The 24250-nt window shown below is 47.0% G+C and carries 20 protein-coding genes; 9 read left to right on the forward strand and 11 right to left on the reverse strand.

Annotated elements, in window-relative coordinates:
- Positions 1 to 195 precede the first annotated feature (195 nt).
- Positions 196 to 1170 carry a ring-cleaving dioxygenase gene (locus NLBNIHML_RS23240; RefSeq protein ID WP_494352876.1) on the reverse strand — a complete coding sequence of 325 codons (975 nt, stop codon included), beginning with the start codon at positions 1168 to 1170 and terminating at the stop codon, positions 196 to 198.
- Between the two features lie 241 nt (positions 1171 to 1411).
- Between NLBNIHML_RS23240 and NLBNIHML_RS23245 the strand changes: the two genes are divergently transcribed.
- Positions 1412 to 2173, forward strand: coding sequence for a YwaF family protein (locus NLBNIHML_RS23245; protein ID WP_494352877.1), 762 nt, complete (start codon positions 1412 to 1414; stop codon positions 2171 to 2173).
- Positions 2174 to 2312: 139 nt separating this feature from the next.
- Here the strand turns inward: NLBNIHML_RS23245 and NLBNIHML_RS23250 are convergent, their stop codons facing one another.
- The 3 genes from NLBNIHML_RS23250 to NLBNIHML_RS23260 all read right to left on the reverse strand — a co-directional run bounded on the left by NLBNIHML_RS23250 (position 2313) and on the right by NLBNIHML_RS23260 (position 4714).
- Complete coding sequence (locus NLBNIHML_RS23250; RefSeq protein ID WP_339240128.1) at positions 2313 to 3107, reverse strand: SDR family oxidoreductase; 795 nt, start codon at positions 3105 to 3107, stop codon at positions 2313 to 2315.
- Positions 3108 to 3315: 208 nt separating this feature from the next.
- On the reverse strand, positions 3316 to 3579 hold the full coding sequence (locus NLBNIHML_RS23255; RefSeq protein ID WP_339259278.1) for a YqkE family protein: 264 nt from the start codon (positions 3577 to 3579) through the stop codon (positions 3316 to 3318).
- A gap of 484 nt (positions 3580 to 4063) precedes the next feature.
- Positions 4064 to 4714: a peptidylprolyl isomerase gene (locus NLBNIHML_RS23260; RefSeq protein ID WP_339259280.1), complete on the reverse strand. Its 651-nt coding sequence runs from the start codon at positions 4712 to 4714 to the stop codon at positions 4064 to 4066.
- Between the two features lie 256 nt (positions 4715 to 4970).
- Here NLBNIHML_RS23260 and NLBNIHML_RS23265 point away from each other — a divergent pair, with 256 nt between their 5' ends.
- Positions 4971 to 6185, forward strand: coding sequence for an MFS transporter (locus NLBNIHML_RS23265; RefSeq protein WP_494354747.1), 1215 nt, complete (start codon positions 4971 to 4973; stop codon positions 6183 to 6185).
- A 300-nt stretch (positions 6186 to 6485) separates the two neighbouring features.
- Here the strand turns inward: NLBNIHML_RS23265 and NLBNIHML_RS23270 are convergent, their stop codons facing one another.
- The 3 genes from NLBNIHML_RS23270 to NLBNIHML_RS23280 all read right to left on the reverse strand — a co-directional run bounded on the left by NLBNIHML_RS23270 (position 6486) and on the right by NLBNIHML_RS23280 (position 7372).
- Positions 6486 to 6680, reverse strand: a complete 195-nt coding sequence (locus NLBNIHML_RS23270; RefSeq protein WP_339240136.1) for a hypothetical protein — start codon at positions 6678 to 6680, stop codon at positions 6486 to 6488.
- Between the two features lie 39 nt (positions 6681 to 6719).
- Complete coding sequence (locus tag NLBNIHML_RS23275) at positions 6720 to 7091, reverse strand: hypothetical protein (RefSeq protein ID WP_339259284.1); 372 nt, start codon at positions 7089 to 7091, stop codon at positions 6720 to 6722.
- A gap of 119 nt (positions 7092 to 7210) precedes the next feature.
- Entirely contained in the window at positions 7211 to 7372 is a 162-nt protein-coding gene (locus tag NLBNIHML_RS23280) for a hypothetical protein (RefSeq protein WP_221819028.1), read from the reverse strand.
- Between the two features lie 145 nt (positions 7373 to 7517).
- Here NLBNIHML_RS23280 and NLBNIHML_RS23285 point away from each other — a divergent pair, with 145 nt between their 5' ends.
- Together NLBNIHML_RS23285 and NLBNIHML_RS23290 are read left to right on the forward strand one after the other, a co-directional pair.
- Entirely contained in the window at positions 7518 to 7799 is a 282-nt protein-coding gene (locus tag NLBNIHML_RS23285) for a hypothetical protein (RefSeq protein WP_062832955.1), read from the forward strand.
- A gap of 152 nt (positions 7800 to 7951) precedes the next feature.
- Positions 7952 to 9850, forward strand: coding sequence for an ATP-binding protein (locus tag NLBNIHML_RS23290; RefSeq protein ID WP_339240139.1), 1899 nt, complete (start codon positions 7952 to 7954; stop codon positions 9848 to 9850).
- A gap of 77 nt (positions 9851 to 9927) precedes the next feature.
- On the opposite strand, the gene NLBNIHML_RS23295 is transcribed toward NLBNIHML_RS23290, so the two are convergent.
- Both NLBNIHML_RS23295 and NLBNIHML_RS23300 read right to left on the reverse strand, forming a co-directional pair.
- Positions 9928 to 10170, reverse strand: coding sequence for an NHLP leader peptide family RiPP precursor (locus NLBNIHML_RS23295; protein WP_017690236.1), 243 nt, complete (start codon positions 10168 to 10170; stop codon positions 9928 to 9930).
- A gap of 54 nt (positions 10171 to 10224) precedes the next feature.
- On the reverse strand, positions 10225 to 11172 hold the full coding sequence (locus NLBNIHML_RS23300; protein ID WP_494352878.1) for a hypothetical protein: 948 nt from the start codon (positions 11170 to 11172) through the stop codon (positions 10225 to 10227).
- A gap of 219 nt (positions 11173 to 11391) precedes the next feature.
- Here NLBNIHML_RS23300 and NLBNIHML_RS23305 point away from each other — a divergent pair, with 219 nt between their 5' ends.
- Positions 11392 to 12129 carry a hypothetical protein gene (locus NLBNIHML_RS23305; protein ID WP_494352879.1) on the forward strand — a complete coding sequence of 246 codons (738 nt, stop codon included), beginning with the start codon at positions 11392 to 11394 and terminating at the stop codon, positions 12127 to 12129.
- A 37-nt stretch (positions 12130 to 12166) separates the two neighbouring features.
- Here the strand turns inward: NLBNIHML_RS23305 and NLBNIHML_RS23310 are convergent, their stop codons facing one another.
- Both NLBNIHML_RS23310 and NLBNIHML_RS23315 read right to left on the reverse strand, forming a co-directional pair.
- Entirely contained in the window at positions 12167 to 13420 is a 1254-nt protein-coding gene (locus NLBNIHML_RS23310) for an acyltransferase (protein ID WP_494352880.1), read from the reverse strand.
- 178 nt (positions 13421 to 13598) lie between these two features.
- Positions 13599 to 14594, reverse strand: a complete 996-nt coding sequence (locus NLBNIHML_RS23315; RefSeq protein WP_494352881.1) for an LCP family protein — start codon at positions 14592 to 14594, stop codon at positions 13599 to 13601.
- Positions 14595 to 14778: 184 nt separating this feature from the next.
- Between NLBNIHML_RS23315 and NLBNIHML_RS23320 the strand changes: the two genes are divergently transcribed.
- From NLBNIHML_RS23320 to NLBNIHML_RS23335, 4 genes are all read left to right on the forward strand, one after another.
- The gene (locus NLBNIHML_RS23320) at positions 14779 to 15330 is read left to right on the forward strand and encodes an undecaprenyl-diphosphatase (RefSeq protein ID WP_494352882.1); all 552 of its coding nucleotides are present in this window, start codon (positions 14779 to 14781) and stop codon (positions 15328 to 15330) included.
- Positions 15331 to 15570: 240 nt separating this feature from the next.
- Positions 15571 to 17286 (forward strand): methyl-accepting chemotaxis protein, encoded by a 1716-nt coding sequence (locus tag NLBNIHML_RS23325; RefSeq protein ID WP_494354748.1) that lies wholly within the window; start codon positions 15571 to 15573, stop codon positions 17284 to 17286.
- A gap of 412 nt (positions 17287 to 17698) precedes the next feature.
- Positions 17699 to 20620 (forward strand): glycoside hydrolase family 9 protein, encoded by a 2922-nt coding sequence (locus NLBNIHML_RS23330; RefSeq protein ID WP_494354749.1) that lies wholly within the window; start codon positions 17699 to 17701, stop codon positions 20618 to 20620.
- A gap of 305 nt (positions 20621 to 20925) precedes the next feature.
- Positions 20926 to 24201: a glycoside hydrolase family 48 protein gene (locus NLBNIHML_RS23335; RefSeq protein WP_494352883.1), complete on the forward strand. Its 3276-nt coding sequence runs from the start codon at positions 20926 to 20928 to the stop codon at positions 24199 to 24201.
- Positions 24202 to 24250: the final 49 nt, after the last annotated feature.

The following is a 24250-nucleotide window of genomic DNA, read 5'->3' on the forward strand; positions in this document are numbered from 1 at the left end:
AGATTTTCCGCAGGCGTGCCGGGGCACGTCAAGGGAAAGTGACGCAGCAGGGGGCGAAAAGGCGGTAAAAGATGCACTTCAGTGAGTTTTGAGACACGTCCTAGGCAATCCCTGAACCGTATCCGGTATTCAGAGTTGCCTGGTGAACATCGTTTTTATTTTCGATTCAAGCCGGATTGTACAGCTTAAGCGCGATTAACGAATGACGGTATCCAGTGGTTTCAGATTCGCTTCAATCTCAGCGCGGCGTCCTTCGAGGAATGGAGGCAGCGCCAATGATTCTCCCAGATGCTCCATTTCTTCGTCTGTATCAAATCCCGGACCATCGGTTGCAAGCTCGAACAGAATCCCGTTTGCTTCACGGAAATACAGGGAGCGGAAGTAGAAACGATCTACAAAACCGGAGTTAGGGAATTGGAAGTTATGAACCCGTTCCACCCATTGTTTCAGTTCTTCTTCATTGTCCACGCGGAATGCAACATGGTGTACGCTGCCACGTCCTGGACGTTCTTGGGCAAGGTCATTACGTTCCTCAACATGCACCTCGGAGCCGCTACCACCCTCACCGGATTCAAAAACGAGTACATCAGGCTGACCAGGAGTGAAGGCAGGATAACTTCCTTTCGCTCTGAAACCAAGCAGTTCGGTCAGAACCGGAGCGGTAAGGGAAGCATCTTTAACCGTAAGATGGATTGGACCAAGACCTATAATGCCATATTCAGCAGGCACAGGACTCTGATCCCATGGTTTACCCCCAGCAACACCTGCATTGTTTTCATCCGAGACCAGAATCAGACGTTGTCCTTCAAAGTCTGTGAACGAGAGCGTGGCACGACCACCGCGTTCAACAATCTCTCCATGCGGGACTTCGAATTCGTCAAAACGTTGCTGCCAGTACGTAAGTGCCGCATCATTTGGAACGCGCAGTGATGTTGCCGAGATGCTGTTCACACCTTCACGCGTCTGTCCAGCCATCGGAATCTCGAAGAAGGTAAGTTCTGTACCTGGATTGCCTTTCTCATCGCCATAGAAGAGATGGTAGACGGACACGTCATCCTGGTTGACTGTTTTTTTGATCAGGCGCAGACCCATGACATTGGTGTAGAAACGATAGTTCTGATCGGCATGTGCTGTTAGCGCGGATACGTGGTGAAGTCCTTTGATTTGCATAATTATTCCTCCTAGTTCAATTGAACAAATTTTGAGTTTATTTAAAATGATTTCCGTTTAAGAAAGTTACTAACTTTTCGTTTGGTTTGGTTCTGGATTTATCTTAACATAAAGATATTTAAATTACAATGCTTATTTAGAATTCCAACTGGACAGCTCTTTCATTCAATGGCAAAATGAAAAAGTTAACATTAAAGAGAGATAATGTAGCTGAGATGTTTGCAAAGGAGAGAAGAGATGCATGGCGTATCCACCACCGCTGGACCCTTATGATGCAGAGCCGTTTATCCTGTTCTCCACTTCACATATCGTTACCATTAGCTTAATTGCATTAATTATTATGCTATTGTTTTTGCTTCGACACCGTCTTCGATCTTGGTCAGAAGGGGCCCGCCGCAAACTGCGGATTGTTCTGGCCTGTATCATGTTTACCTGTGAAATCGTGCTTCAACTCTGGTATGTGTACGGTGACGTATGGAGCCTGCAGACATCACTGCCACTCGAATTATGCAGTCTGTCTCTGCTATTATCGGCATTGTTACTACTGACACGCAGTCGACTGTTACATTCTGCGCTGCTGTTTGCAGGCATTGCTGGAGCCCTTATGGCGATCCTGACTCCTAATCTGGGTTATGCTTATGCACATTTTCGATTCATTCAATTTTTCTTCGCTCATGCCTGTATCATTCTGGCTTTACTATACATGACCTGGGTGGAGCAGCTGCGACCTAGCTGGAGATCTGTAGCAGGTTCCATGATATTTGTGAATGTGGCAGCACTCATTGTATACGTTGTAGATGTTTTGCTTGACGCAAATTACATGTTTTTGAGATACAAGCCGAGTACACCCTCAGTGCTTGATATGTTAGGTCCGTATCCCATGTACATCCTTGGGGAAGAGATACTTGCGCTAGTCTTGTTTTCGCTGATGTACGTCTTGTTCTTTGCCATTCCAGACCGAATGAAGGATCGTGTGAAAAAGAATAAAAGCTCCGCGATATAGTGATAATCCTTGTAGTTGCATCTGCACCGAATTATAAACTTCCTATACATGAAATATCCCGCAGTAATCTGACCGGATCAGATCGCTTGCGGGATATTTGGGCGTTGTCCCTGAATTGGGCCAACGTATATGGATATGTTTATCCACGGAGCAGAGATTCCGCACCATCCACGTAGATTCGTGTACCTGTAACATGAGAGGCTTCATCAGAAGCAAGGAACAGAACGAGGTTAGCGACTTGCTTCGATGTTCCAGGTTCGCCCTTAAGCGGATGTTCATGACCCTCAGGGAATTCAACTGGAATCTGTACTTCTTTCAGATCATCGGACGGGTAGGTGTTATCATCAATGTTGGTATCGATGGCACCTGGGCAGACGGCATTAACACGGATCTTATAACGAGCTAGCTCCAATGCAGCCATCTTCGTAAATGCAGTTTGTCCTGCTTTGCTGGAAGCGTATGCAGAGAATCCGATTCCTGAGAAAACCCGGTTACCGTTGATGGAACTGGTGATTATGATGCTGCCACCATGTTCTTTCAGATGAGGGATGGCATATTTGACGGTTGCGAAGGTTCCGCGCATGTTGATCTCCATCGTCTGGTCCCAGTCCTCCATTTCCATCGTTTCAATCGGAGCCATCGTTCCGTTGATGCCGGCATTCGCAAATATGATATCCAGCTTGCCCGCTTCAGCCGCAGCCTGATTGATCGCCTTCTGCACTTGGTCCGGTTTGGAGATATCACATTCGATCACATACGCTTCTCCGCCAGCCTTTTCAATCGTCTGTTTGGTTTCCTCTGCAGTTTCCGGTGTACGATCCAGCATGTATACTTTGGCTCCATGCTCGGCGAATCGAATGGCGGTAGCTTGCCCAATACCCGACCCACCTCCAGTTACTATTGCAACTTTGCCTTCCAAACGTTGTTCAGTCATCTCTGATCCCTCCATGAGTTAGAATATCGTTGTACCTTCTACTTCTACATACCCGGCTCAAGACTGGTGAATCAATATGTGTCCATATCAAAAAAACAGGACCGCAAGGCGGCCCTGTCCTGTGAGCAGATCGGCTTTATGATCTGTCGGCTTGCAATATTATTTTGGCATGTGGGAGGTAGTAGACACCCTCAGATCATGCCCTGGCTTACTTATGTTTCTTCCAGTCCATCGCGCTGTTATTCAGCAGATATTCGAAGTCGTTATCCCGGCGCTTCTGTTCCGCTTGGCGAGCTTCTTCTGCTTGCTGGCGTTCCTTCTCTTTAAGTGCCGCCTGGGCAGCCTTCGCCTCATCTGCCTGAGCTTTCAGCTTCTCCAGCACATCACTGCTAAGCAGATCTTTCAGTGTTGTGGGTTTATCCTGTGCTACTGCCGCTTTGGGAGCAGGAGTGCGTTTCTTGGATTTTGCCATAGGAAAATCTCCTTTCCAAACATGAATCAGGTTCCATTTATCGTACAGTAGTCATAGTATATCAGGTTCCCGTAAAGCATTCCATGAATCTGCGGAACAAAAGCAGGAAAATGAGGGTTGCGTGGCGAATGAATTCGGGTATAAAATCATATACTATTACCGATACTGCGACTATTCCCTGGAGAAAGGAGTCGTTGTTCGTGGAAGTAAACCGTGGTTTACTGAAAGGGCTTGCATGGGGTGTTGCCTTTAGCTGCCCGTTATGGATTGCGATTATCGGCTGGTTACGTTTGATGGGATGGATGTATTGAGGATGATGCCGGAAGAGGTCATTTTATATAAAGTCAGATATGTAACCGCTATCATTAATATTATTAAATAAAGCTCTGCCTTGTGACATTCGCACAGGACAGAGCTTTTGTTTGTTCAGACTTCATTAACAAGTCATAACCATGGATTATCATCCGTTTGGCAAGGATGTTAATTAAGGCATTTTTACCGGTTCTGGATATTCCAGACCGTGGGTGTCCACCGTAACCTTTTTCATGACTTGATCCGTAACGGGTTTGTCAGCTTCACCTATTTCCTGAGCTGCAATTCCATCAACAACTTCCATGCCTTCAGTAACCTTGCCAAAGGTGGCATATGAATTATCCAGGTAATCCGCATCCGCTAACATGATGAAAAATTGGGAGCCTGCGGAATCCAGATTATCCGATTTACGTGCCATCGAAATGATTCCCCGAGTATGATTCAGGTGATTTTTGTGACCATTGGAAGTGAATTCCCCTTTGATTGTATAACCTGGGCCGCCCGAACCGTTGCCCTCTGGATCTCCACCCTGAATCATGAAGCCCGGAATGACCCGGTGAAAGATCAGGCCGTCATAGAACCCTTTATTCGCAAGGGAGATGAAGTTATACACTGTGTTGGGCGCAATCTCCGGATAGAGCTCAATAACGATCTTTTGACCATCCTGCATCTCAATGGTTGCCACAGGGTTTGGACCTTCAGGTGCGGCTGGCACCGGCGTTTGCTCGGCACTGGACGCAGGGCGCCCGCAACCACTAATGACGATAAGCAGCATCGCAAGAACGAGCGATACTGCGGTTGTTTTTTTCCACCGTAAAGACATGAAAACGTTCCTCCTTGCATCTCTGCATGATATATTTTCTCCAAATCATATTTGGATATTTACCCAACTATCATACCGTTTTTGTGGACAGAATGGCAATGTAATACGTGTAGTTGTGGTGAACAAGGGATGGCCTTCATGGAATGTTGGGTGTAAAATAAGGAAAATGCTTCCGCATCGGGGACGTACGGGTCTGTTCCGTCCGCTCCAATATACGGCAGTCCCGGCGTCAGTAACGGAAAGGGCGTGCGGGTATATGAACTTCTCGTGGAAGCGAAATCTCATCATATTGTGGATTGGTGTATTTTTTTGCAGCACGGCGTATTCGATCTCAATTCCATTTCTACCCCTGTTTCTAAGTGCTGACTTGGGGATTCGTGATCACCTGGAGTTATGGTCGGGACTTGCCTTCGGCATTACGTTTCTCGCGAGTGCGCTCGTGTCTCCGTTCTGGGGTTCGCTGGCTGATAAATACGGGCGCAAACCTATGCTCATCCGGTCAGGATACAGCCTTGCCGTCTTGTATCTTATCAATTATTTCGTGCAGGACCCCTATTCGCTAATTGTTGTTCGATTGTTTCAGGGTCTGCTTGCAGGGTTTGTTCCAGCAGCAATTGCCCTGGTGGGTACAAATACACCTGAGGAGAAGACCGGTTATGCACTGGGTATTATGTCTACTGCTGGAGCCACTGGTGGTATTATTGGACCGTTAATTGGTGGCGTGGTGAGTCACTATTATGGCAACCGGAATGCATTTTTGTTTTCGGCAATTGTTGTATTGGTATCAGCTATTATTGCAACCTTTTGGGTAAAAGAAGAGAACTTCAACCGAAATAAAGCTCGTTCCCATGTCTTGGATGACATTCGTGAAGCGAGAGCGAATCGTGTGTTTATGACGGTGCTTGGCATGATGGGCATATGTACATTCTCCGTTATGATTCTGGAGCCCCTTTTGACGGTCTATGTGATGGAAATGGGTGTTCAGCCTGATCGTGCCTCACTCAGCTCAGGGATTATTTTCTCGGCGGTGGGGGTAGCAACAGTTATTATGGCACCGCGTTGGGGCAAGATTGGTACAAGGATCGGATACGGTAAAGTGCTGATCATTGGACTGGTTGGCGGGGCTGTAGGCAATCTTCTACAGTTCTTTACAACAGGTTATATCGCATTTGGCATTTTGCGTTTCGTGTATGGTCTATTCTTTGCAGCTGTATTTCCGGCCATTAACGCCATGATTGTGCAGGCTACCGCATCAAGTTTCAGGGGAAGGGCTTTTAGTCTGAACCAGTCCGCTGCCCAGATCGGGACGATGGCGGGACCAATTATTGGTGGCGTTCTCGGTGGCTGGTTGCCAATACGCTGGATATTTATCATTAATGGACTTGCACTGATCATCACTGCGATTGTAGCGAAGTGGTCGGGATTGGATCACAAACTGCCTGGAACAGGCAAGATCTCCGCTAAGCGGTGATACTGAATTGCAAAGAGAAATTGAACTTACAGGTAACGAAACGAAAAAAGATGACGCTGTGGAATTACAGACGTCATCTTTTTTAAGTCTACTATGGATCTATATAAGTTGAACTAATCTTTTACACGAGAACGTAGAGGGCAGAAATAATCTGAAGAAACGGAGTGCTCGCCTTTATCCCCGGATTATTACCTTTGAAAAGTGAATCAAAAAATCTGGGGATAACAGCGATCAGAAGGTTATTTCTGTCATCGGAGTGGCAAGTGTAATACTTTATAGTTCAATTTTTATAGGAAGGCTTTATTGACCATCCGAAGAGGGCTTGCGAGAAGCCTTCTCTTTAGGAATGGCATGCTCCACCGCATCACGTTGATCCTCATCCTCAAGTGCTTCGGGGAAGGAGTCCTCAGTGAACAGTCCGAAGTCCGGGTCAATATCCCTTTCGGTCACAAGATTATCCGGTTCATGCGTATGTTTGTCGCGATCTTCCTTCATCGTGTATGCACCTCCTCATTCAGGATGTCATAATTGCCGTTAACGTCGTGGTGGGACATCGTTCTCGGGTTTGGCATCTGCACCAGCACCATTGAGCAGATCAGTACCATGCAGTGCATCCGGATCGGGGGCAGCAGGATCAACTGGACTGTTTGGTTGCAGCAGGTCTGCATCCGGTACAGATTCCAGCGGTGTCTCCGCCAAACGTGAATCCAATTCCGGCTCGTCCACAGCCGTTGCGGCTACCGGTGCAAGTTCCGCATCTTCCGTTACAATCCGTCTGCCGGAAACTTCATCAAAGGTATCCATATCGCCTTCCGGGACTTCCGTCTCTGGCGGAATATCGCGGAACCTCTGATAACGGTCATAATAGCGGTCGCTCTCTTCGTTACTAATTGGTTTGTCAGACATCAATAACACTTCCTTTCATTGTTGGTTGCCCAAGCTTCTTACCCCGTAGTTACCCAAAGCGCTGTTGTTGTAATCTTGCACATTTTATTATCCCCGGGGTTTGCTACGATATGAATGCCTTAGAATTTAGGGAATACATATTTAACCAGGAAGTATAAGAATCCGAAAAAGATTATCACATAAGCGGCATATTTAATAAATGTGGAAGCGACCATACTTGAATCCGATTTATGCTGAACATCCTTATGTTCCACCTCAACTGTACGATGCGGCTCATTCATTGCAATCATCTCCTTAGCGTGTTTGTTTGCTTTGAGAAACCATTACACCTGAAGCAAAGGATTGAATCTCGGTCACCGTTTTTACAGCTTTTCCTGTTTTGCCTATGTTATGATTAAGCTTGAATATGTAAGGGAGGGGTCTCAAGTGGACTGGTTCACACTGGGAAATATGATTACACGCATCCGTATCGGGCAAAAGGCGTCTACACCCGGTTTCTCCCGTACCGTCATCCGTCGTCCGGACGGTTTATTTTGGGTAGGCGGAATATGGTCCGGACAAGTTGTACAGTTGCGGGATTTCCTTTTTTCCGATATATGGACCATCTATGATGATGAGGAAACAGAGCAGTGGCTTGAATTCCGCAGTCAAGTTGAACAGAAAGAACGGGAAATGATAGAGAACCAGTTCGAAGACTTGCGTGATTAATCATATATGCATAACAATAAAATGGAAATAAAACTATAAATCGACTTAAATGTGAAATTTCATTTTATCTAAGAAGGTGACGTGACAAATGGTGGCGAATGATAAATGAGAGAATCTAAGATAGGGAAAATTGGAACTTTGAGGTGCTGTGAATGAAAAATGTGCCCAAAGCTATCGTCATCTTATGGATGAGTGTATTGATTATTCTAGGTATGCCACATGGAATGGTCTTTGCAACTACAGGAGCGATTCAGCAACCTGCATCCATTACAGGATGGGAAGTAAAATGGGGGAACGTTGACGATCAAGGGTTCATAAGTGAGGTTAAGGGAACAGATGAGATATGGGAAAAGCAGGGCATCGATAAGTTGGAGTATAGCAATACGGATCGATCGAGTTCCTTATGGACTCGCCTGACCATCCCTGAATTGAGTGAAGAAAGCTCAGCCATTCGATTTGAGAACATTAAAGGCAATCATATTGTTATCTATCTGGAGGACCGCAAGGTCTACGAGAACTATCATTACAATTATGATAATAATGCGGTGTTACTACCCTTATCCAGCGAAAATTCAGGTGACACGCTCTATGTATGGTCGCAAAATGAGAAAGGTCGTCTGGGCATACAAGGTACTGTTCAAGTTGGACCATATGCTGCGTTACAGGAGAGATATATTCATAACGGGCTTATTGATGTCATTTTGGGTGCGACCTTTGTTTTCACAGCGATTACGATGCTGAGTTGTACGTTCTTCCTTGGCAAATTCCATAAGGGATTGTGGATCTCACTATGCATGGTGATGGGTTCCATCGGCACAATGATCATCACGTATTCGCAATTTTTGTATACGTTCTATCAGGTGTATGGTGATCTGTATTCGGTAGTCTTTGATCTGGCTATGCTGCTGGGAATGCCAGCGCTATGTTATTTTTTTGAGCAGATTATCGGGCCGGGACTGCATGGTATCTTCACCAAACTGCGAAAAATAACATTCATATATTCAGTTATCGCTGTGTTCTCTCTATTTATCTACGTTACTTCAGGTGGGCAATGGGAGTTTCTCTACAATCTGCTCGTACAGCGTGTGGTCGGTATGGTGCTGGTCATCCTGCTGACAATTCTGTTGGTTGGAACCATCGCCAAAGCACTTCAACGAAATCGGGAAGCCATCCTGCTTGCGACAGGATTCGGTACATTTGCCTTGATCAGTGTGGCTGAACTGTTGTGGTATTATCAGCGGAGTGGGACGTATCATCTGTTATGGTGGAAATGGTCCATGGTTGCATTTGTGATCTCGCTGATTGCCATTCTCGGAAGTCGGTTTGCCGAAAAACACACCAAAGTGCTGGAGTATTCCAAGGAACTGGAGTTATTCAACAATGAGTTGCAGCGATCCGAGAAGATGGAGATTATTAGCGAATTGGCAGCTTCCGTTGCCCATGAAGTACGTAATCCGCTTCAGGTGACAAGAGGGTTCCTGCAACTTATGACAGAACAGGAAGACAACAAAAATAAGGGATATGTGCGTATTGCACTGGAGGAACTTGACCGTGCTTCGGGCATTATCACGGACTTTCTTACCTTTGCCAAACCTGAATTCGACCATATTATCTCGCTTAATATCTCGGATGAGTTCAATCATATTGAAGGTATCCTTGTACCGATGGCTAATCTGGAAGGTGGCAAAATCACCACTGACATTCCGCCAGATTTATATATTCGGGGCAATTCCTCGAAGTTTAAGCAGGCTTTTATCAACATTATCAAGAACAGTATTGAAGCTCTGCAGGGACAAGGCCAGATTGATATCTGGGCTTACAAGCAGGATGGGGTTATTAAGGTGCATGTCAGGGATAATGGAGAGGGAATGGATGAGGAAGCACTCTCCCGGTTGGGCGAGCCTTATTTCTCCAATAAAATCAAAGGCACTGGTCTCGGCATGATGGTGACATTCCGAATTGTTGAAGCGATGCAAGGACAGATCAGCTTTACAAGTACCAAAGGGGTAGGAACAGAAGCGGTTGTATCTTTTGCTGAGTTCGTCGAATGACGAACTCACAGAAGCATACAGCGGCTTTTTTTGTCCCTACCCCTAATCACTTACGTTACCAATTTAACTCACCCGATTTAACTTCTCCAAGGTCCGCAATTCACATCATAATTTACTTTGGAAGGATTGGGAGGTATGACAAGAACATAATCATTCTGCTGCTCCTCAACGGTACGTACCTGAATGTGCTCCGGGATTATGATTCCGAAAGCTTCACGAAGCGCTTGCTTCGGATTGGAGTGCAATTGTTGTCTGAAATGCTCGTCAGTCCAAGCCTTTTCAATAATATCCTCATGCAACGTTTTTTCTGATACCATCATCGTCAACATTCCCTTCATATTTGAAATTAAACTGAATCAGCTTAGTCCTTATGCTCATAATTCCAAATGTTGATCGCTGATCCAGTGATGAAACCCACCTTGGAGGAGCCGTTTCTTCCGTTGTGTAATGTCCTGAACGGCTTGTACTAAAGTGCTGCATAAATAAGAATCAAACACCTCGAGATGCGATATTCCTAAGTTAGACGATGTTAATGTACGATTATAGTGAAATGCAATGTCTACATAAGAGTTCATGAGTTGAGTGTTGTATACATTGTCATGTATACGTTCGCTAAGAGGATGAGCGGGATAGTTGTGATTCAGTGCTGCGGATATGTGGGAGAGGTAGCTGTTGTAGTTTCCATGCACAGCATCTTGATGCGTATCTGTGAAGTCATCGGTCATCTGGAGTGTCATGAGTGTAATGTTGATGGCAGAACATACTGGGATGATCCGCTCGGACTGATTCAACAGAAGGAGTGCACCCGTAGCTCCGATGAGTAGAGGGGCAGCCTTTTGCGCAATCAACAAGGGATTTTGTTGAAAATAATCAATGAAATGCTCACCCGTAACACTCACGGCCCAATCCACTACATATTGTCTGAAATAGATCCAGAACGTGGAGGAAAGATCGAATAATGCCGAGTAAGATTGAAGTGCATCCATGTAATATAAATTGCCCAGGGATAACTTCAGAGCGGCATTCTCCGGTTGTTCATCCATCACGTCGTCCTGATTCAGAAAATATAACATGTGAATCAGACAGGCTGTACTTAATTGGTGTGCTTTCTCCTGAGGCAGTTGATCCGAGTACTGCATCCAAAGTGGGATGATATACCCGATATAACTGTGCCCCGAATCTCGTAACAGGGGATTAACCGAATGAAGTTGCTCCAATGCATGTCCTGACAAGGGTTCGGGATATTCCCGTACGAGTTGTTCCGCTGAAGCAAAAACGACCTCCAGATCGGAGCTAAACGGATCTAACCAATCTTTCCGCATCGTTACGTCTCGTCCTTCCTGCGATAAGGTGGTCCAGGACTGTTCGACTGAATCATGAAGTACATTCAGTATAGCTGAAATAAACTGAAAAAAATAGGATTTTTTGTGATCAATTGTGAGAAAAATGATGACTTTTTGTATTTTATGGCATAAAAAAGTGGATTTTAGGCTCAAACTAGGAAGGTACAGAGATTTCGACATCGGAAAGGCGGCAGAAAAATGAATTTGAAATGGAAAACATGGATGGCAGCCGGATTGGCAGCCGTAGTTATAACAGCAGCAACAGGACATGTAGCATTCGCTGATTCAACGGCTCGGGCTGAGGAATATGGTGGTGCATCAAAAACTTCTTCCTCCGGCAAACCAGCTAAGCCATGCATGCAGGCAGGACACGGTCTGTTCATGATTGGTGAAACGGCAGACTTGCTTGGGATTGGGCTTCGGGATCTGAAAGAACAGATGGAACTTGGCAAGACGTTGTCCCAGATTGCGAAAGAGCGTAAGGGACTTAGTGAGGAGCAGTTATTGCAGAAGTTGAAGCCTACACTTGCACAGCGTCTGGATCAAGCAGTAGAAGAGGGGTGTCTCACCAAGGATCAGGCTGCAGCCACGAAGGTGGACATGGATACCAAATTAAAAAAGGTCATCAATACCCCGCTGCGTGATTTGCGGCGTGAATTTGCCCACCATGGCAAACGTCCCATGGTGGATAAGGGCGAAATTGCCCGGTTTATTGGAGTCACCCCTGCTCAACTTCATGAGCAGCTTCAGGGAGGGAAATCCTTGGCTGAGATTGCTCAGGCAAAAGGCATTAGCGAAACACAGCTGGTTAACAAGCTGAAAGAACAATTAACGGGTGATCTGAAGAGATTTGTGAATCAGAAGGGCAACGTACATCCAGCCCCAGGGCCCCAGGAACCTGTTCCGGGACGATCAACGTCGAGCGAAGCAAAATAAAGAAGCGTGTCTCCATCAGGGGACGCGCTTCTTTATTTTAAAACGGCTCACTTGTTCCCGGACTGCGAGTTGCACCGGGTGAGGGGGTTCGCTCAGGTAAATTTCTTTTGTCCACAGCGCCAGCTGAATCCGGGGTTGAACGTGGTTTGCGCATTAACCCTACGGTGAAACGTGAGCCAGGAAGTTTGGAGAGTGCCCAGCTGATTGCAAGAGCAATACTAACCGTAACAAGGAACGATAGCAATGTTACAGGCAGATGCCATCCACTGAGTTGGAGCGGTCTGGTTACGTAAGCGATCGCGTAGATCACCAGTGCATGAACCAGATATCCACCAAACGAATAACGGCCAATCCAGGCTAATAGGCGCTGAAACCATGTGTCTTTGCTCCGCATCAGTACAAGGAAACCATACATCATAAGCATCTGGGCCATAATGATCAGAAATGTGGTTGGTTTCAAATAGGTGGAGATATTCAGATTAACAACATCCCCGGACCCGCGGAGCACATCGTAACCAAGCCATATATACATCCCTATAAACAGACAGATGGTCCATGGCAGTAACTTGGTGGTCCAACTTCTCCAGTTATCGACTGACCAGGCACATACGGCACCCAGTAAAAAGTAGAACCAGTACATCACCCATGAATAGGAGCGATACTGCAGCAACGTTGACCATGGCTCAGACATGGATTCTGTCCAGCCCCCCATATTGTAGTAGGACCATTTCATAAGCAGGGCGTAGAGTGCAGCTGCAAAGAGAATTAATGCCACAATAACTTGCATTGGCGTGAAACGTATGACGTTTTGGATACGCTTCTGAATGGCTTTTGCTCCTGTCCAAAACAGGGGGAACAGAATATAGAACTGAAACACCATAATGACAAACCAGAGATGATATCCGGTCTGTGGTAGAAACAGTTCACGAACCAGACTGCGCATATCCGGTATGCCACTGGCCCAGAACGCAGGGGTGAAAATTCGGACAGCAAGCCAATAGATGAGTGTCCATACCACAAACGGCATATAGATATCGCCAAATCGCTTTCGAATGAAGCGAGGGTATTCCGGTTTGGTGTTATGGTGATGGTAAAACAACATGACTCCCGACAGAAATACAAATGTTGGCGTACCAAAACGGGTCAGATGATAAATCATAGTCAGCATAATGGAATCGGGTTGTTCAATATCGGCGCGATAGATATACTCGGCAATATTATGCTGCATGACGATCGCCAGAAAGGCAATGCCACGCAGTTCGGTCCATTCCGCTATTCGCGGTTTTTTCACATGTAATCCTCCCTCCAGGAACCGGAGTTCATCATATAAGGGTACCTGTTAAACATTAAGGCTGCATTAAATGGGGAAAATAGGTACAAAAGAAGACGGCCGAAGCCGTCTTCTTTTGTGGGTATTAAACTGAAATATACGTTGTTTAATAATCGCTTCATTTTCAACTCTGTTATTCTCAGTTCTGTTCATCTGATGATGAAGACTCCGAGGGCGCAGCATCTTCTTCAAACAGTTTCTGAATATAGGACTGGAGTTTGCTTACATCGACACCCAGCACCTGAGCGGAGCCTACCAGTTCATTGGTGAGCAGCTTGTTCGGTGGAATCTGCTGCTGGTCTATTTCGTTCGCATGGATATCGAAGCCAAGGGACGCCAGTTTCAACATCTGGGTCGGACTAAGATCCGTCTCTATGTAAGGTGCGATCGCTTCCAGGATATCCGGGATTTTGAAGAGCGAAGTGGTACTCTGCATCTTTTTGGCCAGTTCGGTCATGAAGATTCGCTGCCGTTCGGTACGGGTGAAATCCGAGGTAGCATCATGGCGGAAACGAACATATTGAAGGGCTGTTTTGCCATCCATATGCTGCAATCCCTTTTTTAAATCGATGTCATACATATGTTTATCTGCTTTGCTGGTGTAATACATATCTTTCTCAACATCAATCTCAATACCACCTACCGCATCAACGAGTGCCATGAAGCCTGTAAAGTCCGTGTACACATAATGCTGAATGGGAATACCGAGCAGATCACTGACGGTTTGTTTGGTCAACTCTGCACCTCCGTAGGAAAAAGCTGCATTGAGCCTGCTCTTTCCATGACCGGGAATTGCGACATAGGTATCTCGCAGTACGGAGAATAGATGGGCTTTCTTCGTGACGGGATCAATAGAAGCGACCATGACCGAGTCTGAGCGTCCCGCATCGTCACCTCTTGAATCTCCGCCAAGCAGCAGAATGTTCACCCGTTCCTGGCCCTCCCATCTGGGAATCGTTCTCGTTGGGGTATCTGAGTCGCTGTCTGTGCCAGATGAGGAAGCGTTGGATGAAGTCCCGGAAGTGGTTGAGATGCTATTGGCAAAATGAACAATCGAATATCCGTAATATACAACGACCCCTGTGACAGCAAGCATCAGGGTCAGGGCTGTACCCCATAACCATTTTTTAAGCATAATCTTCACCTTTCTATGTTTGAACTGATATGTAACCCAAACTAGTTTAACAAAAAGAAAGAAAAATGTCCTCTTTGATTTCGTAACTTCGGTCAATGTGAGGATTGTTTGACAAATAGTTAGTGAATATTTAATATGTAAAAAATAATCTTGTTGTGTGTAATGGAGGTATTAAAAGCTAGTTATGAATCAATCCGTATTTCATTGGATTAATCAGTTTGCAGACCGGATTCCATTTCTGGACTGGTTTATGATTGCATCATCGGAGTATGCGGTCTGGGTTATGATTGCACTGCTCATTATTGTATGGTTTCTCGGTGATCCATCAAAACAGCGAATCGTCTTCTATGCCTGCGTGGCTTCCATTGTAGCGCTAGTTCTGGCCAAATGGGGCATATCACCAGCAGTAGGACATCCAAGACCTTTTGTGGAGGGAAACGTACATCAGCTGGTTGCTCATGTACCTGATCCATCTTTTCCAAGTAAGCATGCTTCCTTCGTATTTGCTCTAGCGGCTGCTTCATTCTTTATTGGACGTCGCTTTGGGTTATGGATGCTGTTACTTGCTGCGTTGACTGGAGTGTCTCGTATATATGTTGGTGTGCATTATCCAGGAGATATCCTGGGGGGATTCCTTCTCGGTAGTCTGCTCAGTGTGGTTCTGATTACAACCCGCAATTATACCAAGTCGATACCTGACTTCTTCATTAACATACACCGGCGTGTTTTTGGGTAGCGATTGAAAGAAATGTCTAGTAAATTGATGGTAGTTATTATTAATGAAAGAAGTCTTATATCTCTGGTTCTGCCAAAGATTGGAGGCTTCTTTTGCTTTATTTTCGAAGTTACATGAGATTTGCAGAAATTGAATTCTGACATCTACAATTCATGACTAGAGGTGACGATATATTATTCATATGCATTAGTTTATGCGCTAAGTTGAGGAGTGGGGAATGTGGAAGACACGCGGGGGAATATGTTGGGGAAATTGAGGTTAACGATTCGAGGCAAGTTATTGACTGGTTTTCTGGCAGTCGTAATTCTGCTGGTTTTTGTAAGTGGCTATGCATTAGTCCAGATTCATAGTATGTCTGGCAAGGCGAATGAAGTGGATCAGACCTGGATGCCGAGTGTGAGCTTACTGGGAAAGATGAATGGTGATATTTCCGATGTAGAGCGTTTGGCTCTGGGAATCATCGTTGAACAGAACGAAGATGAGTCGGCTAAGATGAACGAAGCGCTACAGTTGCTGCTTACCAAGATTGAAGATGAGCGTAAACAGTTACAAACGTTGATTGCAAACAACGATGCAGCGCTTAAGCTCTATAATGATTTTAGTACGAATTATGATGCTTATGTAGCGAAAATGCCGGCATTTATCGAATTTGGTTTGAACAACAATTATGATGAGTCTAGTCGTTTACACACAGAGGCTTATCCGATGTGGTACACAGCAAATGACTCTATCACCAAGTTAATTAATTTGGGCAATGAAGGATCGGATGCTGCAACAAATGAGTCTGTTTTGCTTGCGGAAAATACATTTAATGTAATTTTGGCTGTGACAATTTTTGCCTTCCTGGTTGCGATGTTCATTGCCTTCTTCATTGCAAGCATCATCTCACGTCCAATCAAAAAGATGAATGAAGCTGCCATGGCAATAGCAAGTGGTGATCTGACAGGCGAGAAAATTGTACTGAAGAATAAGGATGAATTAGGCACGTTGGCTAATTCCTTCAATACCATGTCGGGTAATCTGCGCGAGATGATTGAATCGGTATCAATGACTTCCGAACAGGTAGCTGCTTCATCGGAAGAGCTTCTTGCAAGTGCGGAGCAGAATACCCAAGCTTCGGAACAGATCTCCCAAACGGTAGAGGAATTGGCTGTGGGTACGTCCGATCAGGTCGATATTGTGAAGCGTTCTTCACAGGCGATGAATGAGATGGCTCTCGGGTCGGAGCAGATTGCTGAGCTTGCCCAGAGTGTATCTGTATCTGCTGTGGATGCGGCGAATCAATCTTCCGAAGGGAACATGATCATTCAGCAAGCGGTTGAACAGATGGGTTCTGTTCGAAATTCCATTGCTTCACTTACAGAGTTGGTAACAGGGCTGGGGGAACGTTCAGCAGAGATTGGAACCATTACCGAGGTAATCAACAACATTGCCCGGCAGACCAATCTGCTTGCACTGAATGCAGCCATTGAAGCCGCACGAGCAGGAGAGCATGGACGTGGTTTTGCTGTAGTTGCAGGAGAAGTGCGTAAGCTTGCTGAGGAATCTTCCACATCAGCCCAACGGATTACGGATCTCGTTCAGTTGATTCAGAAAGATACCGATCATGCTGTTCAGGCAGTCAAAGTGAACAGCAGTGAGACGGAAGCAGGAATCGAGATGGTTACTGCGGCAGGACAAGCGTTCGAACAGATCTCGGATGCGGTTAACAAAGTAGCGGGTGAAATTCAAGAAGTATCCGCTGGTTCAGAAGAAATGTCAGCGAGTACGACTGAAGTCGTAGGCTATGTAAGTCAGATCTCCAACATCGCCGGAGAGGCAGCAGGCGGGGTTCATAATGTGTCTGCCGCAACTCAACAGCAGTTGGCTTCCATGGAAGAGATCGCTTCATCTGCAGGTTCATTATCCAAAATGGCTGAAGAACTGCAGGAGCAGATTAACAAGTTCAAAGTATAATCATTAAGATGTTTGGATACCTAAGGGTAGAAGAACATACAGACGGAATGGTCAGAATGCCATTTAATTTGTGGTATTGATTATAGCAAGGGCGAGAAGCTGTTTCTCTAACGCGTATATGGGTTAGAGAAACAGCTTTTTTTGTCGTTTGACGCAGACTAGGTCACAACAATGTTATTTCAGAAGTCACCAACGCTTATATAGCTAGTAAAACAAACGGCTATAATGGTAATTAATGGTGGAACTTACACTCAAATACACCATGGAGAGGAGCGATATAAACTTGCAGTTCAGAGTAATGCATAAGGAATATTCATGAAGAGGAGATGAATAGTTGAACATGAAGGGGAGCTGGTGGAGACGAGTCGCCATGATCGCGTTATCGGCAGGATTATTGGCAGGGAGTTTCTCGATGAACACAGGACTTCGTAAGGCGGATGCGGCCGCCGGAGATCAGAACTATGCTGAAGCACTGCAAAAAGCCATTTACTTCTATGAAGCCCAGCGTTCGGGGCCATTACCAGCAAATAATCGGGTCGAATGGCGTGGTAATTCAGGCATGCAGGATGGGTCTGATGTAGGCGTCGATCTGACCGGAGGGTGGTATGATGCCGGGGATCATGTGAAATTCGGCTTTCCGATGGCTGCTTCCGCTACGATGCTCGCTTGGTCTGTCGTGGAATACGGCGACGGATATGAACAGGCAGGACAACTGGAGGAGATCAAGGATAATATCCGATGGGCGACCGACTATTTTATGAAAGCGCATACGAAACTAAATGAATTATGGGGACAAGTCGGAGCAGGTAATACGGATCATGCCTGGTGGGGACCGGCAGAGGTCATGCAGATGAACCGTCCGTCGTTTAAGATTGATGCTTCCTGCCCAGGCAGTGATCTGGCGGCAGAAACGGCGGCAGCGCTGGCAGCGTCGTCGATTGTATTTGCAGATGATGATCCGGCATACTCGGCCAGACTGCTCCAACATGCCAAAGAGCTGTACAACTTTGCAGATACTTATCGTGGGGAATACACCGATTGTATCACGGATGCCGCAGCGTTCTATAACTCGTGGACAGGATACGAAGACGAGCTGGCATGGGGTGGAGCATGGTTATATTTAGCCACTAATGATAGCGCTTACTTGTCCAAAGCCATTGCAGCTACGGACCGTTGGTCTTCTAGCGGAGGCTCAGCCAATTGGCCGTATACCTGGACACAAGGTTGGGACAGTAAACATTATGGTGCCCAGATCCTGCTTGCCCGGATTACGTCCAGCTTGAACATGCCGGAGGCGACGAGATTTATTCAGTCGACAGAACGCAACCTGGATTACTGGACAGTTGGAGTTAATGGGACACGAGTCAAGTATACGCCAGGAGGTCTTGCGTGGCTGGATCAATGGGGCTCGCTCCGTTATGCAGCGAATGCAGCCTTTATTTCTTTCGTATACTCCGACTGGGTCAGTGATCCTGTGAAAAAATCAAGATATCAGGATTTCGCCGTCTCGCAGATGAATTATATTCTGGGTGATAACCCGCGTCAGAGCAGTTATGTGGTCGGATACGGTCAAAATGCACCCCAACATCCGCATCATCGAACCGCTCACGGTTCGTGGCTGAATAACGAGGATATCCCGGCTAACCATCGCCACATTCTGTATGGTGCCATGGTCGGCGGACCGGATGCATCAGATGGATATACCGATGATATCGGAGATTATGTGAGCAATGAGGTGGCAACTGATTACAATGCCGGTTTTACTGGTGCACTGGCAAAGATGAATCTATTGTTTGGTCAGAATCATCAACCCCTTGCGAATTTCCCTGCACCTGAGGTCAAGGGTGAGGAGTTCTTTGTGGAAGCTGCCATCAAATCATCCGGTTCCAATTATACGGAAATCCGGGCACAGCTTAATAATCGTTCCGCTTGGCCTGCCCGAATGGGAGATCAACTTTCTTTTAAATATTTCCTGGATTTGAGTGAAGTGTATGCTGCTGGACGTACTGTATCGGACGTTCATGTTACCACCTCCTATACGGAGGGAGCGACGGTATCCCAACCGGTTGTGGTGAATGCAGCCCAGCATATCTATGCGATTACGGCGAACTTTGGTAATACGAAGATCTATCCCGGTGGGGAAGGGAATTATTGCAAAGAAGTACAGTTCCGCATTACAGGCCCACAGGGCGCATGGAATGCAAACAATGACCATTCGTTCCAGTCGCTGACCACAGGCAATCCTGTGAAGAGCATCTACCTTCCAGTCTATGATGCCGGAGTGAAGGTGTACGGACAGGAGCCTGGTGTGGCACCAGTTACGGTTCCAAGCGCACCTGCTAGCGTGCAGGCTGTGGCGGGAAGCAGTCAGGTTAACCTGACCTGGATAGCTGGTTCCGGGGCTGAATCGTATACGGTGAAGCGTTCCGAGGTAAGTGGAGGGCCATATACCACTGTCGCGACGGGTGTGAATGAATTGACCTATACGAACACGGGGCTGACGAATGGAACCACTTATTATTATGTAGTGACTGCCGTGAATTCAGCAGGGGAATCATCGGGTTCTATGCAGGTGTCGGCTACGCCGCAAGCAGCTTCAACAGTGCCGGGAGCACTGACTTTAAGTGGGACGGCTGGCAATGCACAGTCGGTCCTGACCTGGACAGCAGCTTCGGGCGCTACCAGCTATAAGGTACAACGTTCGGTGGCAGGAGGAACATACGCGGATGTGGCAACCGGATTGTCCATATTGACTTACACGGATACGACTGCGCTGAATGGCACCACGTACAATTACCGGATTGCAGCCATGAATGCGAACGGGCAGACGCTGTCCAATGTCCTGGCACTGACGCCTTCTGCACCTCCGGTGACGACGGATACACTCGAAGTGCAGTACCGCAGTGGAGGGTCCGGGAATTCAAGCAATGCGGTGACCCCGCAGTTCAATGTGAAAAATACCGGCACACAGGCAATCGATCTTAGTACAGTGAAGATCCGATATTATTTTACCAAGGATGGTACCGATGATATGACGTTCTGGTGTGATTATGCCCAGATGGGTACGGCCAATGTTGAAGGAACATTTGTCGCGGTGAATCCGGCGAAGGGTACAGCTGATACGTATCTGGAGATCAGCTTCAAGTCCGGAGCAGGCAGTTTGGCCGCTGGAGCAGAGACCGGCGTGATCCAGACACGCTTTTCCAAAAATAACTGGAGCAATTTCGATCAAAGTAATGACTATTCCTATGATGCCTCCAAGACGGCTTTTGCCACATGGAACAAGGTAACCGCGTATCAGGGAACCAACAAAGTATGGGGCTTGGAGCCGTAACTGGCTGAATGTCATAAGTCGAAGAGCAGCATGGGCAGACCAACAGCACTTATAGAGGATGTTCAAAAAGTTCGCTTTTGATTACGAAGGATGCCTGGTGGCATCATCAGCATCGAATATGGAATTCAGCCGAAATAAGTGGGAGGCTTACGAAGAATGTTTCCTTGGGAAACATTGTGGTCGCTCACGTAGTTTTCCCTACGCTGCGCTACTCCATTTCTAGCTTCATCCCATCTTCTCGGTACTGAAAACCGCTCTTTTTGAACACGCATTTATATTCCACTATTCCAGGGAGGTATATATCAATGTTGAAATCAGCTGCGAAAAAAAGTTTAACAGCCATGCTGGCGGGTACTGTCATGTTGACCGGATACACCGGACTGTGGGCAGGGCCGCAAACGGCACACGCCGCAGATCAGGCCATCGAGATTCAGTCCGACAGCATCAATGAAGCCCGGTTTTTGCAATTGTATGAACAGTTGAAAGATCCGGCAAACGGATATTTCTCGCCAGAGGGTCTGCCTTATCATTCCATTGAGACCCTGCTGAGTGAGGCCCCGGATTATGGTCATATGACGACGTCCGAGGCATACAGTTACTGGCTATGGCTAGAGACCATGTATGGTCACTATACGGGAGACTGGTCCCAACTGGAAGAAGCATGGGACAGTATGGAAAAATTCATTATCCCGGTCAACGAAGGTGACGGCAAGGAAGAGCAGCCGACGATGAGCTCATACAACCCGAACAGCCCTGCTACGTATGCAGGGGAAAAACCATTCCCGGATCAATATCCATCGCAACTTAATGGGCAGTATGCAGCGGGTAAAGATCCGATTGATGCTGAACTGAAGGCGACCTATGGTGACAATCAGACTTATCTCATGCACTGGCTGGTGGATGTGGATAACTGGTATGGATACGGTAACCTGTTGAATCCATCCCATACGGCTACCTATGTGAACACATTCCAGCGTGGGGAGCAGGAATCTGTGTGGGAAGCGATTCCGCATCCATCCCAGGATGATAAATCCTTTGGTAAGGCAAACGAAGGCTTTATGAGCTTGTTCACAAAGGAAAATCAGACACCGTCAGCGCAATGGCGTTACACCAACGCAACGGATGCCGATGCACGTGCTGTTCAGGTTCTGTACTGGGCGAAAGAGATGGGATACAACAACCCGGAATATCTGGATAAAGCGAAGAAGATGGGCGACTACCTGCGCTATGGCATGTATGATAAATACTTCCAGAAAATTGGAAGTGCTAAGAACGGTACACCGACGCCGGGTACAGGTAAAGATTCCAACATGTATCTCATGGCTTGGTATACGTCATGGGGCGGTGGTTTGGGTCAAGGTGGGGATTGGGCTTGGCGCATTGGAGCGAGTCACACCCATCAGGCTTATCAAAACCCGGTTGCAGCCTATGCCTTGTCTGACCCGGCTGGCGGCCTGATTCCTGAATCAGCAACAGCGAAGGCAGATTGGAATGCCACGCTCAAACGTCAGCTGGAATTCTACACATGGCTACAATCCCATGAAGGAGCCATTGGCGGGGGGGCAACCAACAGTATCGGTGGTTCCTATGGGGCCTATCCGGCAGGAATTAGTACCTTCTATGACATGGCCTATCAAGAAGCACCCGTGTATCGTGACCCGGATTCCAACACATGGTTTGGATTCCAGGCATGGCCGCTGGAGCGTGTAGCCGAGATGTATTATATTCTTGCCGAGAGCGGTGATCTGTCCTCTGAGAACTTCCAGATGGCCAAGAAAGTGATCACGAAGTGGATTGACTGGTCCAAGGACTATGTATTTGTAGGTGAGCGTCCGGTGACAGATGCGCAAGGCTACTATCTGAATGCAGCAGGACAGCGCATTTTGGGTGGAACCAATGTTCAGGTAGCGACAACACCGGCTCCAGGAGAGTTCTGGATTCCAGGTGGTCAGGAATGGCAGGGTCAACCGGACAAATGGAACGGCTTCAGTTCGTTTACGGAAAATCCGAACTTCCGTGTAACGACCAAAGATCCCGTGCAGGACACAGGAGTTCTGGGAAGTTACGTTAAAGCACTGACCTTCTTCGCGGCAGGGACACAGGCGGAGAACGGCACACTTAGTGTGAAAGGTCAAGAAGCCAAGGATCTGGCGGAAGCTCTGTTGGATACTGCTTGGGATTACAATGATGGTGTGGGTATCGTTACCGAAGAAGAGCGTAAAGACTACTTCCGCTTCTTTGCCAAAGAGATCTATATCCCGGCCAACTGGTCCGGAACCTTTGGTCAAGGCAATACGATTCCAGGTACAGCAGGTGTACCTTCCGATCCAGCGAAAGGCGGCAATGGCGTATACATTGGATACTCCGACCTGCGCCCGGCCATCAAGCAAGATCCGGCATGGGCTTACCTGGATAACCTGTACAAAACGTCGTATAACCCGACCACGAAGCAGTGGGAGAACGGAGCACCTACCTTTACGTATCACCGCTTCTGGTCACAGGTGGATATGGCTACAGCTTATGGAGAGTATGATCGACTCCTTGGAGATTCCGATAGTCCGGGAGTGGAAGTGCCCGGTGCTCCTGCTGGCGTAACAGCAACCGGAGGAAGCGAGCAGGTGGTTCTGAATTGGAACGCAGCCGCTGGTGCAGCCTCGTATACTGTGAAACGTGCAGAAGTGAACGGTGGTCCTTATACGTCTGTAGCAACAGGGGTCTCAGGATCAACATTCACGGATACGGGCTTGACCAACGGTACAACGTATTATTATGTCATCACTGCGGTGAATGCCGCAGGTGAGTCTGCACCGTCGACACAGGCATCTGCAACACCACTCGCAGGTGTCGTTGTGCCAGGCGCATTCAACCTTACTGGAACGGCTGGGAATGCCCAGGCGGTACTGACATGGACAGCATCGACTGGAGCAGCAAGTTATAAGGTACAGCGTTCGGTAGGCAACGGGGCGTATGCTGATCTGGCAACGGGGTTGACTGCACTGACGTATACCGATGCTACAGCGGTGAATGGTACGGCATATAATTACCGAATCGTAGCCGTGAATACGAGTGGTCAGACGAATTCGAATGTCTTGGTATTGACCCCATTAGCCCCTCCGGTCACAACGGGAGCACTTGAAGTACAATATCGCAATGGTGGTTCAGGAACTTCAGGCAATGCGATCACTCCACAGTTCAATGTGAAGAATACAGGTACAACTGCTGTGGACTTGAGCAAAGTGAAGCTCCGGTATTATTTCACGAAGGATAGTGCGGCTGATCTGAGTTTCTGGTGTGATTATGCCCAGATTGGAAGCAGTAACGTGGAAGGACATTTTGTTTCGATCGATCCGGCCAAGGGCACGGCAGATACCTATCTGGAGATTGGATTCAAATCGGGTGCGGGCAGTTTGGCAGCGGGTGCCGAGACCGGAATTATCCAGGTGCGTTTCTCGAAAAACAACTGGACGAATTTTGATCTAACGAATGATTATTCCTTTGATTCCACCCAAACGGCCTTCAGTGCATGGACGAAAGTGACAGCTTATCAGGACGGCGCGAAGGTATGGGGAATTGAACCTTAATCAGTAAACAGCTGCTTAACCAGTTGTAGGATCATTAAGGACATGAGAA

This window comes from Paenibacillus sp. JNU01 (assembly GCF_059130585.1).

What these genes read in the sequence shown, in the direction of transcription:
- NLBNIHML_RS23255 (WP_339259278.1), bottom strand. Translation starts at nt 3,579, where the DNA reads ATGGCAAAATCCAAGAAACGCACTCCTGCTCCCAAAGCGGCAGTAGCA.
- NLBNIHML_RS23330 (WP_494354749.1), top strand. Translation starts at nt 17,699, where the DNA reads ATGAACACAGGACTTCGTAAGGCGGATGCGGCCGCCGGAGATCAGAAC.
- NLBNIHML_RS23275 (WP_339259284.1), bottom strand. Translation starts at nt 7,091, where the DNA reads ATGTCTGACAAACCAATTAGTAACGAAGAGAGCGACCGCTATTATGAC.
- NLBNIHML_RS23245 (WP_494352877.1), top strand. Translation starts at nt 1,412, where the DNA reads ATGGCGTATCCACCACCGCTGGACCCTTATGATGCAGAGCCGTTTATC.
- NLBNIHML_RS23250 (WP_339240128.1), bottom strand. Translation starts at nt 3,107, where the DNA reads ATGACTGAACAACGTTTGGAAGGCAAAGTTGCAATAGTAACTGGAGGT.
- NLBNIHML_RS23280 (WP_221819028.1), bottom strand. Translation starts at nt 7,372, where the DNA reads ATGAATGAGCCGCATCGTACAGTTGAGGTGGAACATAAGGATGTTCAG.
- NLBNIHML_RS23335 (WP_494352883.1), top strand. Translation starts at nt 20,926, where the DNA reads ATGTTGAAATCAGCTGCGAAAAAAAGTTTAACAGCCATGCTGGCGGGT.
- NLBNIHML_RS23325 (WP_494354748.1), top strand. Translation starts at nt 15,571, where the DNA reads ATGTTGGGGAAATTGAGGTTAACGATTCGAGGCAAGTTATTGACTGGT.
- NLBNIHML_RS23300 (WP_494352878.1), bottom strand. Translation starts at nt 11,172, where the DNA reads ATGCGGAAAGATTGGTTAGATCCGTTTAGCTCCGATCTGGAGGTCGTT.
- NLBNIHML_RS23305 (WP_494352879.1), top strand. Translation starts at nt 11,392, where the DNA reads ATGAATTTGAAATGGAAAACATGGATGGCAGCCGGATTGGCAGCCGTA.
- NLBNIHML_RS23295 (WP_017690236.1), bottom strand. Translation starts at nt 10,170, where the DNA reads ATGATGGTATCAGAAAAAACGTTGCATGAGGATATTATTGAAAAGGCT.
- NLBNIHML_RS23315 (WP_494352881.1), bottom strand. Translation starts at nt 14,594, where the DNA reads ATGCTTAAAAAATGGTTATGGGGTACAGCCCTGACCCTGATGCTTGCT.
- NLBNIHML_RS23240 (WP_494352876.1), bottom strand. Translation starts at nt 1,170, where the DNA reads ATGCAAATCAAAGGACTTCACCACGTATCCGCGCTAACAGCACATGCC.
- NLBNIHML_RS23260 (WP_339259280.1), bottom strand. Translation starts at nt 4,714, where the DNA reads ATGTCTTTACGGTGGAAAAAAACAACCGCAGTATCGCTCGTTCTTGCG.
- NLBNIHML_RS23320 (WP_494352882.1), top strand. Translation starts at nt 14,779, where the DNA reads ATGAATCAATCCGTATTTCATTGGATTAATCAGTTTGCAGACCGGATT.
- NLBNIHML_RS23265 (WP_494354747.1), top strand. Translation starts at nt 4,971, where the DNA reads ATGAACTTCTCGTGGAAGCGAAATCTCATCATATTGTGGATTGGTGTA.
- NLBNIHML_RS23290 (WP_339240139.1), top strand. Translation starts at nt 7,952, where the DNA reads ATGAAAAATGTGCCCAAAGCTATCGTCATCTTATGGATGAGTGTATTG.
- NLBNIHML_RS23270 (WP_339240136.1), bottom strand. Translation starts at nt 6,680, where the DNA reads ATGAAGGAAGATCGCGACAAACATACGCATGAACCGGATAATCTTGTG.